Annotated in this window: 15 protein-coding genes; all 15 read right to left on the minus strand. The window is 56.1% G+C overall.

Going from position 1 to position 19,678, the window contains the following annotated elements:
• Positions 1-45 precede the first annotated feature (45 nt).
• Positions 46-2,751, minus strand: a complete 2,706-nt coding sequence (gene secA / locus CKK19_RS16045; protein ID WP_022647050.1) for a preprotein translocase subunit SecA — start codon at positions 2,749-2,751, stop codon at positions 46-48.
• A gap of 59 nt (positions 2,752-2,810) precedes the next feature.
• A complete protein-coding gene (gene secM, locus CKK19_RS16050) occupies positions 2,811-3,314 on the minus strand; it encodes a secA translation cis-regulator SecM (RefSeq protein ID WP_032677334.1) in 504 nt (167 codons plus the stop codon).
• Positions 3,315-3,594: 280 nt separating this feature from the next.
• Complete coding sequence (gene lpxC, locus CKK19_RS16055) at positions 3,595-4,512, minus strand: UDP-3-O-acyl-N-acetylglucosamine deacetylase (protein ID WP_003856337.1); 918 nt, start codon at positions 4,510-4,512, stop codon at positions 3,595-3,597.
• Between the two features lie 101 nt (positions 4,513-4,613).
• Entirely contained in the window at positions 4,614-5,765 is a 1,152-nt protein-coding gene (gene ftsZ, locus CKK19_RS16060) for a cell division protein FtsZ (RefSeq protein WP_022647048.1), read from the minus strand.
• A 62-nt stretch (positions 5,766-5,827) separates the two neighbouring features.
• Positions 5,828-7,084, minus strand: a complete 1,257-nt coding sequence (gene ftsA / locus CKK19_RS16065; protein WP_003856340.1) for a cell division protein FtsA — start codon at positions 7,082-7,084, stop codon at positions 5,828-5,830.
• Positions 7,081-7,923: a cell division protein FtsQ gene (ftsQ, locus tag CKK19_RS16070; RefSeq protein ID WP_003856342.1), complete on the minus strand. Its 843-nt coding sequence runs from the start codon at positions 7,921-7,923 to the stop codon at positions 7,081-7,083. Before ftsQ ends, ftsA begins: the two co-directional genes overlap by 4 nt.
• A 1-nt stretch (position 7,924) precedes the next feature.
• On the minus strand, positions 7,925-8,845 hold the full coding sequence (locus CKK19_RS16075) for a D-alanine--D-alanine ligase (RefSeq protein ID WP_063853344.1): 921 nt from the start codon (positions 8,843-8,845) through the stop codon (positions 7,925-7,927).
• Positions 8,838-10,313, minus strand: a complete 1,476-nt coding sequence (murC, locus tag CKK19_RS16080; RefSeq protein ID WP_023299323.1) for a UDP-N-acetylmuramate--L-alanine ligase — start codon at positions 10,311-10,313, stop codon at positions 8,838-8,840. Before murC ends, CKK19_RS16075 begins: the two co-directional genes overlap by 8 nt.
• Positions 10,314-10,372: 59 nt before the next feature.
• Positions 10,373-11,437 carry an undecaprenyldiphospho-muramoylpentapeptide beta-N-acetylglucosaminyltransferase gene (murG, locus tag CKK19_RS16085; protein ID WP_063148361.1) on the minus strand — a complete coding sequence of 355 codons (1,065 nt, stop codon included), beginning with the start codon at positions 11,435-11,437 and terminating at the stop codon, positions 10,373-10,375.
• Complete coding sequence (gene ftsW / locus CKK19_RS16090; RefSeq protein WP_022647044.1) at positions 11,434-12,678, minus strand: cell division protein FtsW; 1,245 nt, start codon at positions 12,676-12,678, stop codon at positions 11,434-11,436. The genes murG and ftsW overlap by 4 nt, the downstream gene beginning before the upstream one ends.
• Positions 12,678-13,994 carry a UDP-N-acetylmuramoyl-L-alanine--D-glutamate ligase gene (murD, locus tag CKK19_RS16095; RefSeq protein ID WP_063853343.1) on the minus strand — a complete coding sequence of 439 codons (1,317 nt, stop codon included), beginning with the start codon at positions 13,992-13,994 and terminating at the stop codon, positions 12,678-12,680. Before murD ends, ftsW begins: the two co-directional genes overlap by 1 nt.
• A gap of 2 nt (positions 13,995-13,996) precedes the next feature.
• A complete protein-coding gene (gene mraY / locus CKK19_RS16100; RefSeq protein WP_003856353.1) occupies positions 13,997-15,079 on the minus strand; it encodes a phospho-N-acetylmuramoyl-pentapeptide-transferase in 1,083 nt (360 codons plus the stop codon).
• Complete coding sequence (murF, locus tag CKK19_RS16105; RefSeq protein ID WP_063853342.1) at positions 15,073-16,431, minus strand: UDP-N-acetylmuramoyl-tripeptide--D-alanyl-D-alanine ligase; 1,359 nt, start codon at positions 16,429-16,431, stop codon at positions 15,073-15,075. Before murF ends, mraY begins: the two co-directional genes overlap by 7 nt.
• Positions 16,428-17,915 (minus strand): UDP-N-acetylmuramoyl-L-alanyl-D-glutamate--2,6-diaminopimelate ligase, encoded by a 1,488-nt coding sequence (gene murE / locus CKK19_RS16110; protein WP_063853341.1) that lies wholly within the window; start codon positions 17,913-17,915, stop codon positions 16,428-16,430. The genes murF and murE overlap by 4 nt, the downstream gene beginning before the upstream one ends.
• Positions 17,902-19,668: a peptidoglycan glycosyltransferase FtsI gene (ftsI, locus tag CKK19_RS16115; protein WP_063853340.1), complete on the minus strand. Its 1,767-nt coding sequence runs from the start codon at positions 19,666-19,668 to the stop codon at positions 17,902-17,904. Before ftsI ends, murE begins: the two co-directional genes overlap by 14 nt.
• Positions 19,669-19,678: the final 10 nt, after the last annotated feature.

Raw genomic sequence — 19,678 nt, forward strand, 5'->3', positions numbered from 1 at the left:
ATAAAAAAGGCGCAGATATCTGCGCCTTTTCGGTTTGTTATGTTCTTAGCTCAGGCGGCCGTGGCACGCCTTGTATTTTTTGCCGGAACCGCATGGGCACGGATCGTTACGACCGACTTTACGATCGCCCGTCTGCGCTGCGATTGCCGCTGCGGCTTCGCTCTCATCGGTCTGATGACTCAGCTGCTGCATCTGTGCCAGACGCTCAGCTTCTTCACGACGCTGCTGCTCCATCGCTTCCACTTCTTCCGGCATACGCACCTGAACTTTGCTCAGAGTGCTGATGACTTCATACTTCAGCGACTCCAGCATGGCAGCAAACATGGAGAAGGATTCACGCTTGTACTCCTGCTTCGGATCTTTCTGCGCATAACCACGCAGGTGGATACCCTGACGCAGGTAGTCCATCGCCGCCAGGTGCTCTTTCCACAGGGAGTCCAGGGTCTGCAACATTACGCCTTTCTCGAAGTGACGCATCATCTCAGCGCCAACCACTTCTTCCTTACGCTTGTAGACGTCCAGCGCGGTTTCGTAGATACGCTCGCGCAGGGTCTCTTCGTGCAGCTCAGGCTCTTTGTCCAGCCACTCTTTGATTGGCAGTTCGAGGTCGAAGTCGTTTTTCAGACGTTCCTGCAGGCCTTCGATATCCCACATCTCTTCCAGAGACTGCGGTGGAATGTGCGCGTCGATAGTGGCTTTGAACACATCTTCGCGAATGCTGTTAATGGTTTCGCTCACGTCGGACACGTCCAGCAGTTCGTTACGCTGGGTATAGATTGCACGACGCTGGTCGTTGGCAACGTCATCATATTCCAGCAGCTGCTTACGAATATCGAAGTTGCGGCTTTCTACTTTACGCTGGGCGTTGGCAATCGCTTTGGTAACCCACGGGTGCTCGATCGCTTCGCCTGGTTTCATGCCCAGTTTACGCATCATGCCGGACACACGGTCAGAGGCAAAAATACGCATCAGCGCATCTTCCATGGACAGATAGAAGCGGGAAGAACCGGCATCACCCTGACGGCCCGCACGACCGCGCAGCTGGTTATCGATACGACGAGATTCATGACGCTCGGTACCAATGATGTGCAGACCACCGGATGCCAGCACCGCGTCGTGACGCACCTGCCAGTCGGCTTTGATCTGCGCGATTTGCTCCGGGGTTGGGTTTTCCAGCTCGGCCACTTCGGCCTGCCAGCTACCGCCGAGCATAATATCGGTACCACGACCCGCCATGTTGGTAGCGATGGTTACGGCAGCCGGGTAACCCGCCTGCGCAACGATATCTGCTTCTTTAGCGTGGAACTTGGCGTTCAGCACGTTGTGCTTGATGCCCGCCTTGGTCAGCTCGTTAGACACCACTTCAGATTTCTCGATGGAGATGGTCCCCACCAGAACCGGCTGGCCCTTCGCGGTACGATCGCGAATATCTTCGATGATCGCCTGGATTTTTTCCGCTTCGGTCATGTATACCAGGTCCGGCATATCCTTACGGATCATTGGACGGTTGGTTGGTACAACCACGGTATCCAGCTTATAGATGGAGCTAAACTCAAACGCTTCGGTATCTGCGGTACCGGTCATCCCCGCCAGCTTCTCGTACAGACGGAAGTAGTTCTGGAAGGTGATAGAGGCCAGCGTCTGGTTTTCGTTCTGAATATCCACGCCTTCTTTCGCTTCCACGGCCTGGTGCAGACCATCGGACCAGCGACGTCCCTGCATGGTACGACCGGTGTGTTCATCGACGATGATGACTTCACCGTCTTTAACGATGTAGTCAACGTCGCGGGTGAACAGGGCGTGCGCGCGCAGTGCAGCCGTTACGTGGTGCATCAGCATAATGTTGCTCGGGGAGTACAGAGACTCGCCCTCTTCCATAATGCCTTCAGCCACCAGCAGCTCTTCGATTTTCACCAGGCCGCGTTCGGTCAGGTTGACCTGACGCGCTTTTTCATCCACGGAGAAGTGACCTTCACCCTGGAAAGTATCGGAGTCTTCTTTCTCCTGACGCAGCAGGTGTGGAATGATTTTGTCGACTTTACGGTACATCTCGGAGCTGTCTTCGGCCGGGCCGGAGATGATCAGCGGGGTACGCGCTTCATCGATCAGAATGGAGTCAACCTCATCCACCAGCGCATAGTGCAGTTTACGCTGGACGCGCTCTTCAGGGCTGAACGCCATGTTGTCACGCAGGTAGTCGAAGCCGTATTCGTTGTTGGTGCCGTATGTGATGTCCGCGTTGTAGGCTTCACGCTTCGCAGGTGCCGGCAGGCCGGACATGTTAATGCCCACGGTCATGCCGAGGAATTCGAACAGTGGACGGTTATTTTCGGCGTCGCGCTGCGCCAGATAGTCGTTGACGGTAACAACGTGAACGCCCTTACCCGTCAGCGCATTCAGGTAAGCCGGCAGCGTTGCAGTCAGGGTTTTACCTTCACCGGTACGCATTTCCGCGATGCAGCGCTCGTTGAGCACCATCCCGCCCAGCAGCTGCACGTCGAAGTGACGCATGCCGAACACGCGTTTACTGGCCTCACGTACTACGGCAAAGGCTTCCGGGATCAGGCTTTCTAAGGTTTCGCCTTTCTCCAGACGCGCACGGAACTCCGCGGTTTTTGCTTTCAGTTCATCATCAGAGAGCTTCTCCATCGCCGGTTCCATACCGTTGATGACGTTCACAGCTTTGCGCATGCGGCGCAGGGTACGATCGTTACGACTACCAAAAACTTTGGTTAACAATTTGATTAGCATAATAAATTCTCAAACGCCCCAGTCGGGCAGATAAATTAAGGTATTGAAAAAGGGTTAATTTAGCTGAGGCGTTGAGGTCCGGCACGGATGCCGTGAACCTGGCTAATCCAGGTCGAAACAGAGAAGGATGCGGGGGAAACAAAAGCAGTTTGCGCCGTCTGACTCACGGTCACAGGCGGCTGGTTGTCCTGCGTCAGAAGCGCATTGAGCGTATCGAGCAGAGCAAGGTGCTGAGCCTGGACCGGCAGCGTTTCTTCAGCAACAGGCATCGTCTGCGGCGCCATCGCGAACGACAGATGGCGAATAACCGTGCGAATCGCGTGTTGCTGCCAGTAATCAACGGAGAAATTGGGACGACGGCTGGCTTCAAGCCATGCGAGATTAGTGAAGTTAACCCGCGTGGTGAGATCGTGCTTGGTCGTCGTGGAACGTGCTGGGGTTGCCGCGTCTGCGCTGTTGCTGAGCACAGGCAAGCCGAGACTCGCCGCGACCATCCCCAATAAGAGATGCGGCCAGAAGTAACGTCTGCCAAATTGTCGCCAGCGCGTCAGTATTCCGCTCACTTGCTCCACCACGTTCGCCCGCCAGTGCAGGCTGAGTTCAGTTATTCTTTTTTAGCGCCCAGATATTACCACTAAAGCCAATACACGACAGCAGGAATGACACCTTGCAGCAGGTAAAAACGGTCATTAATGCAGCGAACACACCGTTATTTGGCACCCAACACAGGCCAGGGGTGAGAGAGACAAATCCAGAAAGGGCAGAAATAAAAACGACTGGCTTCCCTGGTCGGAGAGAGTACCAGGTGAACCAGTCGCTTTTCTTACGAAACGGCTTTAACCGTTACGCCAGGACCATAGTCGGGGCTTTGAACGCCAGCGGCAGTTCAGCTTCGTCTTCGAAGGTCACATATTCCCAGGCTTCCTGTTTTGCCAGGACGGCCTGCAACAGTTTGTTGTTCAGTGCATGACCGGATTTAAACGCGGTAAAGGCACCAATGATGTTGTGACCACACATGAAGAGGTCGCCGATCGCGTCCAGCATTTTGTGACGAACAAATTCATCTTCAAAACGCAGACCGTCTTCGTTCAGTACGCGATAATCGTCAACAACGATGGCACAATCGAAGCTGCCGCCCAGGCACAGGCCGCGGGATTGCAGATATTCGATATCACGCATAAAGCCGAAGGTACGTGCTCGGCTGATCTGACGCATGAACGCATCCGCAGAGAAGTTCATCGCATAGCGCTGGGTGCTGGAGTCAATCGCCGGATGGTTAAAATCGATGGTGAAGTCCAACGAGAAACCATTGTACGGTTTGAATTCAGCCCATTTGTCGCCATCTTCGACGCGAACGGTCTCTTTAATGCGAACAAATTTCTTCGCGCAGTTCAGTTCTTCGATGCCGGCATCCAGCAACAAATAAACGAACGGAGCAGCACTCCCGTCCATGATCGGGATTTCTGGCGCATCGACTTCAACCATAATGTTGTCGATACCCAGACCCGCCAGGGCGGCGTTCAGGTGCTCTACGGTAGAAATCCGCACGTCATGCTCGTTCACCAGACAAGTACAGAGCATAGTATCACGCACAGATTTGGCATCGGCCGGAAAATCTACCGGTGGATTCAAGTCGGTGCGACGATAGATGACCCCGGTATTGGCCGGCGCAGGGCGTAACGTCAGTGTGACTTTCTTGCCGGTATGTAAACCGACACCCGTCGCCTGAACGATACGTTTAAGTGTCCTTTGTTTGATCATCGTATAATCTCGCCAAATTAACTATCCAACCGAGAGTGTATATCACTAACGGTGGGCCAGTTTAGCACAAAGAGCGCAAATCCCCAAATTCCAGCCAATTCTTAGTCAGCTTGCTTACGCAGGAACGCCGGGATATCCAGATAATCTGGCTCTTTTGCCGTTTGTGGAGTCGGGTCGTTCACCACTTTCGCAGCCGGTTTTTGCTCCTGAGTCAGAGGCGACATACCGTGCTGCTGGTAACGATCCATCACCGGTTGCTGAGTCTGTTTGTTGGTCACGAGGGTGATCTCAGGACGCTTGTCCATACCGATACCGGTGGCCACAACGGTCACACGCAGTTCGTCGTTCATTTCCGGGTCAAGGGACGTACCGATAACAACGGTAGCGTTGTCAGAGGCGAATGCACGGATGGTGTTACCCACGGTTTCGAACTCATCCAGACGCAGGTCAAAGCCAGCGGTAATGTTGACCAGCACGCCGCGCGCGCCAGACAGATCGATATCTTCCAGCAGTGGAGAAGAGATCGCCATTTCAGCGGCTTCTTCCGCACGGTCTTCACCGCTCGCCACGCCAGAGCCCATCATCGCGTAGCCCATCTCGGACATCACTGTGCGAACGTCTGCAAAGTCAACGTTCATCAGGCCAGGACGGGTAATCAGTTCAGCGATACCCTGAACCGCGCCTTTCAGCACGTCGTTTGCCGCGCCAAAGGCGTCCAGCAGAGAGATACCGCGACCCAGCACTTTCAGCAGCTTGTCGTTCGGAATGGTAATCAGAGAGTCCACGTGCTTGGACAGCTCGGTGATACCCTGCTCCGCGAAAGCCATACGCTTCTTACCTTCAAAGTTGAAAGGCTTGGTCACGACAGCAACGGTCAGAATACCTAAATCTTTAGCGACTTCCGCCACAACGGGTGCTGCACCGGTACCTGTACCGCCGCCCATACCCGCTGCGATGAAGACCATGTCTGCACCGTCCAGTGCAGCGCGCAGCGCTTCACGATCTTCTTCAGCCGCGTTGCGGCCCACTTCCGGGTTAGCCCCTGCTCCCAGACCTTTGGTGATGCCACCACCGATCTGAATCGTCTGGCCAACAGCCGTTTTACGCAGCGCCTGCGCATCGGTGTTCACCGCGAAGAATTCAACACCTTCGATGCGCTCGCGCACCATGTGCTCTACGGCGTTACCGCCGCCGCCACCGACGCCGATGACTTTAATCACCGCGTCGTTGGTTAATTCCATAGGTTCAAACATAATCTCTCTCTCCGTTGTGCCTGTCGCCCGAGACCGCTAATTCTCTCCGGTCTCTTAAAAAATTAAAATTCTTTTCGCAACCAGGTGTTAAGTCGTTTGACCCACGACCCCACCGAGACGCGTTTTTCCACCTCTGCCTCACCACTTAAATGGGATTCTTTCCCGTAGTGCAGCAGGCCCACCGCCGTTGAATAGTACGGCTCCTGAGCATAATCCGTTAAACCGGTGATATTCAGCGGCGCACCAATACGCACCTGCGTATGGAACACGCGCTGAGCGCAGGCCGCAAGACCTTCAATTTGCGCTGCCCCGCCGGTTAATACAATCCCCGCTGCGAGATGATGTTTCACACCCTGCTGGCGAAGCTGTTCCTGTAACTGCAAAATCTCTTCGTTGACTAGGTTGAGCAGCTCGGTATAACGCGGCTCAATTACCTCAGCCAGCGTCTGGCGTTGCAAACTGCGCGGCGGTCGACCGCCTACGCTCGGTACTTCAACGCTCTCGTCTTTGCCGACGATAGAGCCCAGCGCGCAACCGTGGCGCACTTTAATCGCCTCTGCATCGCTCGGTGGCGTACCAAAGGCGTAAGCGATATCGCTGGTCACCACATTCCCGGCGTACGGGATCACTTTGGTGTGGCGCAACGCACCGCCGGTATAGACAGCCATGTCCATTGTACCACCACCAATATCGACCACACAGACGCCCAGTTCACGTTCGTCTTCGGTCAGCACGGAATAGCTCGCGGCAAGTCCGGCGAAAATTAGTTGGTCAACTTTCAGGCCACAACGTTCAACGGCTTTTACGATGTTCTTCGCCATATCGTTGTGACATGTGATCAGGTGCACTTTTGCCTGCATACGTACGCCCGACAGACCGACCGGATTCTTGATACCTTCCTGGTAGTCGATCGCGTATTCTTGCGGGATCACATGCAGCACACGGTGCTCGTCGCGAACACGCACGGATTTCGCCGTGTGGACAACGTTCTCAACGTCTTCCTGCGTCACTTCTTCTTCAGAAATCGGCACCATACCGATTTCATTCTGGCAGCTGATGTGCTTACCAGAAAGGGCCAGATAGACAGAGGAAATCTGGCAATCTGCCATCAATTCAGCCTGGTCGATGGCGCGCTGAACGCATTTCACCACCGACTCAAGGTCGTTTACCCCACCTTTATCCATACCACGGGAAGGGCAACTGCCCACGCCAATGATATTGACCATACCGTCGGGCAGAACTTCCCCTACCAAAGCGGCAACCTTCGCGGTGCCAATCTCCAGTCCTACTACCAATTTTCTGTCCGTCGACTTGATCATTGTTGTTCTGCCTGTACCTGTGCCTGATTTTGTTGCTGATTAGGTTCCTCGACCGGAGCCGGCTCCCAACCGACTGCTGCGCCTGAGTCATAGCGCAAATCAACGTAGCTTATCCGTTTGCCATCCGTCTGCGCCTGCTGCTGTAAAACCGGGTAAAGTTCTACAAAACGCGCCAGACGTTTCATTGTGTCGCCGCGGCCAAGATTGAGCTTAATGCCATTCGTTAAGGTCAGCTGCCAGGAACGGCGCGCCGTCATCGCAGCATCTTTTAACGTAAAGCGATCCTTAGCCAGCACCTGCCCCATCTCACGAAAACCCTGCAATACTTCGTTTTCGCTGCCTTCCGGGCCATACAACATCGGTAAATTCTGCTTGTTGACACGATCGCTCGGGACGCTGAACGAATTTCCGTCTACGTCAACCATATGCTGATCATTCCAACGCGCAATCGGCACATATTCAACCAGATGAATCTTCAATTCATCAGGCCATTGCTTTCTGACACTCGCCTGTTTTATCCACGGCAGACGTTCAATCTGGCTCTGGATAATGTTGACGTCCTGCGTCATAAAGGTGCCAGGCGACCCCAGCGCCAGAATTGACTGGCGAATGTCATCGTTACGCGTGTAGTGACGCTCTCCGGTCACTACCAGCTTCGACAGCGGCAACCGCTGTGCGTCTTCCATCCAGCCCAGCACCATCCAGCCGCTGATAAACACGGTGCACAGCACCCCGAGCAGGAAGATAATCCCTGCAAGACGCGTTCCATTACTCCGGCGCGAAGAAGAATATTCTTCTTCGTCATCGCGGTTGCGCGTGTTCAACGCAGCCTGAGACATATCAGCCCGCCTGGTCCAGAATACGTACGACTAATTGCGAGAAGCTCATTCCCGCCTGACGCGCCGCCATCGGCACAAGGCTATGGCTGGTCATACCCGGAGACGTGTTTGCTTCCAGCAGATAAAATTGCCCGTCAGCGTCAAGCATCACATCAATTCGTCCCCAGCCTCGGCATCCCAAAACATTCCAGGCTTTAAGCACCAGAGACTGTAATTCCGCTTCACGTTGTGCTTCAAGACCAGCTGGGCAGAAATATTGCGTCTCATCAGAGAGATACTTCGCCTCATAATCATAGAAGACTCCGGCGGGTTGGATGCGAATTGACGGTAAAATTTCTTCACCAAGCATCGCGACGGTAAATTCCGGCCCGCTAAGCCATTTTTCAATCAGAACTTCTTCATCATGTTGAAATGCCAGAGCTAAAGCGTCAGCCAAATCTACAGCTTTATCAACTTTGGACATTCCCACGCTCGACCCTTCACGGCTAGGCTTCACAATAACCGGTAAGCCCAGTGCCGCAATGCGTGTATTAACGCTGTCCGACAAGCCCAATTCAAATTCACGGCGCGTCAGTGCAACCCATGGCGCAACGGGCAGACCCGCCCCCTGCCACAGCAGTTTGCTGCGCAGTTTATCCATGGAGATAGCGGATGCCATCACGCCACTGCCGGTGTACGGCATACCGATCAGCTCCAGCAGCCCCTGCAACGTGCCGTCTTCACCGCCGCGGCCATGCAACGCGATAAAGGCTTTATCGAAGCCCATCGCTTTCAGCTGCGTAACGTCCACCTCTTTCGGATCAACCGGATGCGCGTCCACGCCACCTTCACGCAGGCCCGCCAGCACGGCAGCGCCCGAATTCAGAGAAACCTCGCGTTCGGCGGAAGTGCCGCCAAACAGGACAGCAATCTTATCAGCCATGACGCTCGTCCTCCTGAGTTTGCGGCTTCAGTTTGATTTCAGCTAAGGTACGGGCGATTTTGCCGATATTTCCCGCACCCTGAATCAGGATCAGATCGTTACCCGTCAGGACCGGGGCAAGCATTTCAGCTACCTGCGCCGGGTCGGGGACCAGGATAGGGTCCACTTTACCGCGTCCGCGGATGGTACGACATAAAGACCGACTGTCCGCGCCCGGAATCGGCGCTTCGCCCGCGGCATAAACATCCAGCATCAGCAGGGTATCGACCTGCGAAAGGACGTTGGCAAAATCGTCATATAGATCGCGGGTACGTGTGTAACGGTGCGGCTGGAAGATCATGACCAGATTCTTTTCCGGCCAACCCGCGCGTGCCGCTTTGATGGTTGCGTCAACCTCCGTCGGATGGTGACCATAGTCGTCGACCAGCATCGCAGAACCGGGCTTACCGTTTACCGGCTCCAGTGGGAACTCACCCAGGAAGTCGAAGCGACGGCCCGTTCCCTGGAAGCTTTCCAGCGCGCGCAGGATCGCCTCATCATCAATGCCTTCTTCCGTTGCAACAGCCACCGCCGCCGCCGCATTCAGGGCATTGTGACGTCCCGGCGCGTTCAGGGTGACATGCAGGAGCTCTTTATCCTGGCGTGCCAGGGTGAAATGTCCCTGCGCACCGATCTGCTTATAATCTTCCACGCGTACATCAGCGTCTTCGCTGAAGCCGTAGGTGGTAATTTGACGCCCGACGCGCGGCAGCAGCTCGCGGATCACCGGGTCGTCCACGCACATCACCGCACGGCCATAGAACGGCAGGTTGTGCAGGAAGTTAATAAAGGTCTGCTTTAAGTTCTCGAAGTCGCCCTGGTAGGTATCCATATGGTCAGCTTCGATATTGGTGACGATAGCCACCATTGGCTGTAGATGCAGGAACGACGCGTCGCTCTCATCCGCTTCCGCAATCAGATAACGGCTGTGGCCCAGACGCGCATGCACGCCAGCGGCTTTCACCAGACCACCGTTAACGAACGTTGGGTCGAGACCCGCTTCCGCATAAATGCTGGAGACCATCGCTGTTGTTGTGGTTTTACCGTGCGTACCGGCCACCGCAATGCCGTGACGGAAACGCATCAGTTCAGCCAGCATTTCCGCGCGACGGATCACCGGAATGCGCGCCTCATGCGCCGCAACGATTTCCGGGTTATCCGCGGAGATCGCGCTGGACACTACAACCACGCTCGCATCGCTCACGTTTTCCGGGCGATGATTGAAATAGATAGTCGCCCCCAGCGACGCCAGCTGCTGCGTAACAGGGTTTGGCGCCAGGTCAGACCCGCTGATCTGATAGCCTTCGTTAGCTAACACTTCGGCAATACCGCCCATGCCAGCACCACCGATGCCGACAAAGTGAATGTGCCGGACGCGACGCATCTCGGGCACGATAGAACGCAGTTTTGCCAGTTGTTGTGTATTCATTCTCTAAACGCCATCGACTACTTCAAAAAAATCGTGCAGCGCAACACGCGCTGCGAGAATTATGCCTGGGCTGCCAGGCTCACTTCTTTTGCCACCCGTTCCGTTGCATCCGGGATAGCGGTCGCGCGTGCGCGTTGCGCCATCTCCAGTAATACATCCCGGTTCCAGCCCGCCAGGGTAGTGGCGACCGCATCAGCGGTAAATTGTGGCTGCTCAAAAATTTTTGCGGCACCCGCTTTCTCAAGCGGCAGCGCATTCCAGTACTGCTGTCGGTCTTTGTGCTGGAACGGCACAAACAGCGCTGGCAAACCGGCGGCGGCGATTTCGCTCACCGTCAGCGCACCCGAACGACAGACCACGACATCGGCCCAGGCATAGGCTGCGGCCATATCATCAATAAATTCAGTCACTTTATGCTGCGGCTGACCTTCCTGCGCGTAAGCCTGCTCAACGCTCTGCTGAGCGCCCTTCCCGCTCTGGTGCCAGATGGTCACCGCATCACCCAGTTTTGCCGCAACCTGTGGCATCGTCTGGTTTAAAATATGTGCGCCCTGGGAACCGCCGACAACCAGCACGCGCACCGGCCCTTCTCGGCCCGCCAGACGTGCATCTGGCAGCGGCAGCGCCAGCACGTCCACACGCACCGGGTTCCCTACGACATCGGCTTTCGGGAATGCCCCGGGGAAGGCCTGCATAACTTTGGTGGCGATTTTTGCCAGCCATTTGTTGGTCAACCCGGCAATACCGTTCTGCTCATGCAGAACAACAGGGATGCCCAGTGACCACGCCGCCAGTCCTCCCGGACCGGAAACGTAGCCGCCCATGCCCAGAACGACGTCAGGCTTAAAGCGCTTCATAATGTCGCGCGCCTGACGCCAGGCATTGAAAATGCGCACCGGCGCCAGCAGCAGCGCCTTGATCCCTTTGCCACGAAGGCCAGAAATACGAATAAAGTCGATCTCGATACCGTGTTTAGGAACAAGGTCGGCTTCCATGCGGTCTGCGGTTCCCAGCCAGCGTACCTGCCAGCCCTGTTCCATTAAATGGTGCGCAACCGCCAGTCCCGGGAACACGTGTCCGCCGGTCCCGCCTGCCATCACCATTAACCGCTTCGGTTGATTCATCGTGAACCTCGTGTAAACGCCTGAGCTTTCTCCAGACGCGTTTCATAATCTATGCGTAACAAAAACATGATGGCCGTCGACATGATCAACAGACTCGAACCACCATAACTGATCAACGGCAACGTCAGACCTTTGGTCGGCAGCATACCCGCTGCGGCCCCAACGTTTACCAGTGCCTGGAAGCTAAACCAGATACCAATTGAGCAGGCCAGGAAACCGGAGAAGCGGTGATCGATCTCCAGCGCTTTACGGCCAATCGACATGGCGCGGAAAGCGACGAAGAATACCATTAATAGCGCCAATACCACACCGATATAACCCAGTTCTTCCCCAATAATGGAGAAGATGAAGTCGGTATGCGCCTCCGGTAAATACTCCAGTTTTTGCACCGAGTTGCCCAGGCCTTGGCCCCAGACTTCGCCGCGGCCAAACGCCATCAGCGACTGTGTCAGCTGATAACCGCTGCCGAACGGATCTTCCCATGGGTTCCAGAACGAGGTCACACGGCGGATACGGTATGGTTCGGCGAGGATCAGCAGCACCACCGCCGAAATCCCCATCCCGATGATGGCAATGAACTGCCACAGTTTTGCTCCCGCCAGGAACAGCATCGCCAGCGTAGTGACAAACAGTACGACAACCGTACCGAGATCGGGCTGCGCCAGCAGCAGGATCGCAAGCACCAGAATCACGCCCATCGGTTTTAAGAAGCCGCGCAGGTTGTTACGAACTTCGTCGACTTTACGCACCAGGTAGTTTGCCAGGTAGCAGAACAACGAAAGCTTGGTGAACTCTGCAGGCTGAATACGCAGCGGACCAAAGGCGATCCAGCGTGATGCCCCGTTAACGGAGCTCCCGACGACCAGAACGATCAACAGCATGATGATTGAGGCGATAAGCATGGCCGTACTGTGCCGCTGCCAGAACGACATCGGCAGGCGTAAGGTGATCATTGCCAGGCAGAACGCGAGAATGATGTACAGCCCGTCACGCTTGGCAAACAGGAACGGATCGTTTGCCAGACGCTGTCCGACAGGCATCGACGCCGAGGTGACCATAATAAAGCCGGTCGCTGCCAGCCCCAGCGTGAGCCAGAACAGCGTGCGGTCGTACATAATCAGGCTGTCGGAATCTTTATCCCGTGAAGCCATCACCCAGCCTTTCAGCGCCGTAAACAGCCATACCAGGATACCAAACCCTGGCAGACGCGGCATTTTCAGGCGAGGGAGAGATAAACGCATCAGCCTAACTCCTTCGCCAGGCGGGTAAAGACATCGCCCCGCTGTTCGAAATTCTTAAATTGATCGAGGCTGGCACAGGCTGGCGAGAGCAGCACCATATCGCCGGGCTTCACGCGTGGGGCGATAAGGCGCATCGCCTGTTCCATGGTCTCGGTTTGTTCGGCGACCTCAGGACGCAACGCCGCAAGCTCGCTGCCATCGCGGCCAAAGCAATAAAGGCGCACGTTATCACCGTTGAGGTACTGCTTCAGCGAGGAGAAATCGGCTGATTTACCGTCGCCGCCCAGCAGCAGATGCAGTGTGCCTTCAACGTGCAGACCGTTCAATGCCGCCTCGGTGCTACCCACATTGGTCGCTTTGGAATCGTTAATCCAGCGTACGCCTTTGTGCTCCAGCGCCAGCTGAAAACGGTGAGCCAGGCCGGTAAAGGTGGTCAGCGCCTTCAGGCTTGAAGATCGCGGCAGGCCAACGGCATCCGCTAGCGCCAGCGCCGCCAGCGCGTTGGTGTAGTTATGCTGGCCGGAGAGCATCATCTCTTTCACGTTCAGCACCTTCTCACCTTTCACCCGCAGCCAGGTTTCGCCCTGCTGGCGGTTAAGGTGATAGTCACCCATGTTAATACCGAAGCTAATGCAGCGATCGTCTGCGCCACGCACCGGCATGGTGAGTGCATCATCGGCATTCACCACGCAGACTTTGGCATTTTCATAGACACGCAGCTTGGCCGCGCGGTACTGCTGCAAGCCGAACGGGTATCTGTCCATATGATCTTCGGTGACATTAAGGATCGTCGCCGCCGCCGCATGCAGGCTTGAAGTGGTTTCCAGCTGGAAGCTGGAAAGCTCAAGTACAAACAGCTCACACCCTTTATCGAGCAGCATCAACGCGGGCAGACCAATGTTACCGCCCACGCCGACATTTTTGCCCGCCGCTTTCGCCATCTCACCCACCAGGGTGGTGACGGTGCTTTTACCGTTTGAACCGGTAATGGCAACGATCGGGGCCTGCGCCTCCCGGCAGAACAGTTCGATATCGCCAACAATCTCAACGCCTGCATCCGCCGCGGCACTCAGCGAAGGATGCGCCAGCGCCATGCCCGGGCTGGCAACAATCAGATCGGCGACCAGCAGCCACTCATCATTCAGACCACCCAGGTGGCGTTCAACCTGCTCCGGCAGCTTGTCCAGACCCGGCGGAGAGACGCGCGTATCCATCACGCGCGGCGTCACGCCACGCGCAAGGAAAAAGTCCACGCAGGAGAGGCCGGTAAGGCCCAACCCGATGATAACGACTTTTTTGCCCTGGTAATCTGCCATGATTAACGTACCTTCAGCGTTGCCAGGCCAATCAGCACCAGCATCAGCGAAATAATCCAGAAGCGCACAATGACGCGCGGCTCCGGCCAGCCTTTCAGTTCATAGTGGTGGTGAATCGGTGCCATACGGAAGATGCGCTGGCCGCGCAGCTTGAAGGAACCGACCTGCAAAATCACCGACAGGGTCTCAACCACAAACACACCGCCCATAATCACCAGCAGGAACTCCTGACGCAGCAGCACGGCGATAATGCCCAGCGCGCCGCCCAGTGCCAGTGAACCGACGTCGCCCATAAAGACCTGCGCCGGATAGGTGTTGAACCACAGGAAGCCCAGCCCCGCGCCGACAATCGCCGTACAGACGATCACCAGCTCACCAGCGTGTCGCAGGTACGGGATGTGCAGGTAGTTTGCAAAGTTCATGTTACCGGTCGCCCACGCCACCAGCGCGAAACCGCCCGCGACAAACACGGTTGGCATGATGGCCAGGCCGTCCAGACCATCGGTCAGGTTGACGGCGTTGCCGGTGCCGACGATCACAAAGTAAGCCAGCAGAATGTAGAACAGCCCCAGCTGCGGCATCACGTCTTTGAAGAACGGCACCACCAGCTCGGTGGCCGGGGTGTCTTTTCCTGCCAGGTAAAGCGCGAAGGCCACACCCAGCGCAATTACCGACATCCAGAAATACTTCCAGCGCGCGATCAAACCTTTGGTGTCTTTGCGCACGACTTTGCGGTAGTCATCAACAAAACCGATGATCCCGTAGCCAACCAGAACAGTCAGCACGCACCAGACGTAGGGGTTAGACGGATAAGCCCACAGCAGAACGGACACCACAATCGCGGTCAGGATCATGATCCCGCCCATGGTCGGCGTACCGCGCTTGCTGAAATGCGATTCCGGACCATCGTTGCGTACAACCTGGCCGAAAGAGAGTTTTTGCAGACGGGCAATCATGCGCGGGCCCATCCACAACGAGATGAACAGCGCAGTCAGCAGGCTGACGATGGCGCGAAACGTCAGATAGGAAAAGACGTTAAAGCCTGAATAATATTTGACCAAATGTTCGGCCAGCCAAACTAACATGTCCCGTTCTCCTGTAATGCGTGCACAACCTCTTCCATGGCGGCACTACGTGAACCTTTAACTAAAACAGTCACAATCTGTTTTTCTGTAATCAATGCCTTCAGGCGTTCGATCAGTGCAGATTTATCGGCAAAATGTTCGCCAACTTCACTGGCATCGGAAATGGCCTTGCTCAGCGTGCCTGCGCTCAGTACGCGGTCAAGCCCGGCAGCTTTCGCCGCTTCGCCAACCTGTACGTGGCAGGCTTCGCTTTCATCACCCAGCTCGGCCATATCGCCCACAACCATCACGCGATAGCCCGGCATCTCAGACAAGACCTGCACGGCCGCCGTCATGGAGCCGACGTTAGCGTTGTAGGAGTCATCCAGCAGGAGTTTGTTTTCAGCCAGCTGGATCGGGAACAGACGCCCCGGCACGGCTTTTAAATTTGCCAGACCAGTTTTTATCGCAGCGTGTGAGGCCCCTACCGCCATTGAGAGCGCTGCCGCAGCAAGCGCATTGGCGATGTTATGACGACCCGGCAGAGGCAGCAGCACGTCGATGTCGCCCGTTGGGGTCGTGAGGATGAACTCGGTGCCGTGTGACGTCACATGAATGTTGGTCGCCGAAAAATCACTGTTTGCCGCATTCGGGGAGAAGCGCCAGGTTTTGCGTGAACCAATGATGCTCTGCCAGTTCAGCCAGTCATTGTTATCGGCATTCATAATGGCGATGCCGTCATCCGGCAGGCCGGTATAAATTTCACCTTTCGCTTTCGCCACACCGGCCAGCGAACCAAAACCTTCAAGATGTGCCGCCGCCAGGTTATTCACCAGCGCCGCTTCCGGACGCGTCAGGCTCACGGTCCAGGCGATTTCGCCCTGATGGTTAGCCCCTAACTCAATCACCGCATATTCATGCTCGTGGGTCAGGCGCAGCAGCGTCATCGGTACACCGACGTCATTATTAAGGTTGCCCGCCGTATAAAGCGTGTTTCCGCACTGGCTAAGGATCGCCGCCGTCATCTCTTTAACGGAGGTTTTGCCCGACGAGCCCGTCAGCGCCACGACGCGTGTTGGCACCTGCTGGCGAACCCATGCCGCCAGCTCACCAAAGGCCAGGCGCGTATCTTTCACCACAATCTGCGGCAAATCGATATCGAGCTTACGGTTGACCAGCAGCGCACCCGCGCCGTTATCTCTAGCCTGTTGCGCAAAATCGTGAGCGTCAAAACGTTCACCCTTCAGCGCCACAAACAGGCAGCCCGCCGTCACCTTACGGGTGTCGGTGGTCACAGCCTCGATGGTCAGATCCTGACCATGCAGCATCCCCTGCAATACCGCAGCGGCCTGGCTTAACGTAATGCTAATCATGCCACCACTCCCAGCAGACGCGCTGCCGTCACGCGGTCGGAGTAATCCAGACGACGATTGCCGACGATCTGATAATCTTCATGACCTTTACCGGCCAGCAGAACTACATCGTTCTCCTGCGCCTGCATAATGGCGTTAGTCACGGCCTCCGCACGGCCTTCGACCACGCGGGCACGCCCAGCATCCAGCATGCCCGCCAGAATGTCGTTGATAATGGCCCTCGGCTCTTCGGTACGCGGGTTGTCATCGGTCACCACGGTAATATCCGCGAACTGCTCAGCGATGGCGCCCATCAGCGGACGTTTGCCCTTGTCGCGATCGCCACCGCAGCCAAACACGCACCAGAGCTTGCCTGCGCAGTGCAGACGCGCCGCTTCCAGCGCTTTTTCCAGCGCATCCGGCGTATGGGCGTAATCCACGACCACCGTCGGCTTGCCCGGTGCGCTGAACACTTCCATGCGGCCACAGACCGGTTGCAAACGCTCAGCCGTTTTCAGCAGATCCGCCATCGGGTAATCCAGCGCCAGCAGCGTCGCCAGCGCCAGCAGCAGGTTACTGACGTTGAAAGCCCCCATCAGGCGGCTTTCAATTTCACCTTCGCCCCAGGTGGAAGCAAAGCGGATCGTCGCCCCGCTATCGTGGTAGTTCACTTCGACTGCCTTCAGCCAGCGGCCACGACAGTTCGGATTAATGCGATCTTCCATCGACACCGCCACCGCATCTGGCAGTTTTTCCAGCCAGCGGCGACCGACTTCGTCGTCGGCGTTAATGATCGCCTGCCCGTGGTGGTGAGTGGAATAAAGCAGCCATTTCGCCGCTTCGTAGTGCTCCATATCACCATGATAATCAAGGTGATCGCGGCTCAGGTTTGTAAAGACAGAGGCGGCAAATTTCAGTGCCGCCACGCGATGTTGTACCAGACCATGGGAGGAGACCTCCATCGCCGCGAAGGTCGCCCCCTGCTCTGCAAGGCCTGCCAGCACACGCTGCACGTCAACCGCCGAGCCTGTAGTGTTTTCCGTCGGGCTTACTTTGCCCAGAATACCGTTCCCCACCGTGCCCATGACGGCACCGGTTTCACCCAGCAGCTGAGCCCATTGCGCCATCAGCTGAGTGGTGGTGGTTTTTCCGTTGGTTCCTGTCACACCAACCAGCTTTAACTGGTCGGAAGGTTCGTTGTAAAAACGTCCTGCCAGCGCGGAGAGACGCTCATTCAGCTGGCTGAGATAGATGACCGGCACGCCGTGCATTTCACGGATCTCACCGTCTGTTGCCTCATCTTTGGCCTCAGCAATAATGGCAGCAACACCTTGCGCAATCGCCTGCGGGATATAACGACGCCCGTCCGCCTGATGACCTACCACTGCCACAAAAAGATCGCCAGAAGCCGCTACGCGGCTGTCCAGTACCATCTCTCGCAGTGCTCGCGCAGGTAGCATAGGCACCCACGGAGCAAGAAGGTCGCGCAAATTACGATCTGCCACCTGTTCCCTCGCCTTGATTAATTACAAATTCACTTTTTTCGCCCGTCGCCAGCGCATCCGGTTCAATGTTCATGGTGCGCAACACGCCGCCCATAATAGCCCCGAACACAGGCGCGGAGACGGCGCCGCCGTAGTATTTACCCGCCTGCGGATCGTTGATGACGACCACCAGCGCAAAACGCGGATTGCTTGCAGGCGCTACGCCTGCGGTATAGGCAATGTATTTGTTGATATAGCGGCCGTCCGGCCCCACTTTTTTCGCTGTACCGGTTTTGATGGCGATACGATAGCCCTTAATCGCGGCCTTCACGCCACCACCACCGGGCAGCGCGACGCTTTCCATCATATGTACGACGGTACGAACGATAGATTCCGGGAAAACACGTTCCCCCGGTACCGGTGGATCAACTTTGGTGATCGACAGCGGGCGATAAATGCCATAGCTGCCAATCGTTGCGTAGACTCGCGCTAACTGTAAGGGAGTTACCATTAGCCCGTAGCCGAAAGAGAAGGTGGCCCTCTCTATGTCAGACCACCGTTGTTTTTGAGGATATAAGCCACTGCGTTCTCCGACCAACCCCAAATTGGTCGCCTTTCCCAGCCCAAAACGTGAGTAAGTATCTACTAACGCTGAGGACGGCATCGCTAACGCCAGTTTTGACACACCGACGTTACTCGACTTCTGTAATACCCCGGTCAGGGTCAGTTCGCTGTAACGTGCCACGTCTTTTATTTCGTGGCCGTTAATTCGATAAGGGATCGTATTCAGAACGGTATTTTCGTTGACGATGCCTCGCTGTAGAGCCGTCATCACCACCATAGGTTTTACGGTTGAACCGGGTTCAAACACATCGGTGATGGAGCGGTTACGCATCGCATCTTTTGCTGTACCGGCAAAATTATTCGGGTTGTATGAGGGACTACTGGCCATCGCCAGCACTTCACCTGTCGCCACATCCACCAGCACGGCACTGCCCGATTCCGCCTTGTTAAACGCGACGGCGTTGTTCAGCTCACGATAGACCAGCGCCTGCAAGCGCTCATCAATACTCAGGGCCAGGTTGTGCGCGGCCTGGCTGTCTGTCGAGGAAATATCTTCAATGACGCGACCATAGCGGTCTTTACGCACGATTCGCTCGCCAGGCTGGCCGGTAAGCCACTTGTCGAAGCTTTTTTCAACGCCTTCAATCCCCTGGCTATCCACGTTGGTGAAGCCAATCAGGTGCGCGGTGACTTCGCCGGAAGGATAATAACGGCGGGATTCTTCCCGCAGATGAATGCCGGGCAGCTTGAGTTTTTTAATGTAGTCAGCCATATCAGGGTTCACCTGACGGGCAAGATAGATGAAGCGCCCTTTCGGGTTGGCGTTAACGCGTGACGCCAGCTGATCCAGCGGCATTTTCAACGCGTCTGAGAGCGCCTTCCAGCGGTTATCAAGGGTGATCCCGCCTGCGTCATGCAGCTCTTTAGGATCGGCCCAGATCGCCTTCACCGGTACGCTCACCGCCAGCGGGCGGCCGGAGCGGTCGGTGATCATCCCACGAGAGGTAGAAACTTCCTGCACGCGCAGAGAACGCATATCCCCCTGACGCACCAGCATGTCAGGCGCGATGATTTGTAGCCACGCCACGCGTCCCAGCAGGAAACCCAGCGCCAGTAAAATGCAGCCGCAAAGCAACGCAAAACGCCAACTGGTAAAGTTGGCCTGTTCTTCCTGGCGTTTTGGTTTTAGCGTTTTTGCCGCTGCTTTCATGCGTCGCGTT

Origin of the sequence: Enterobacter sp. CCUG 70166, from assembly GCF_020224095.1 — a bacterium.
Taxonomy (GTDB): domain Bacteria; phylum Pseudomonadota; class Gammaproteobacteria; order Enterobacterales; family Enterobacteriaceae; genus Enterobacter; species Enterobacter intestinihominis.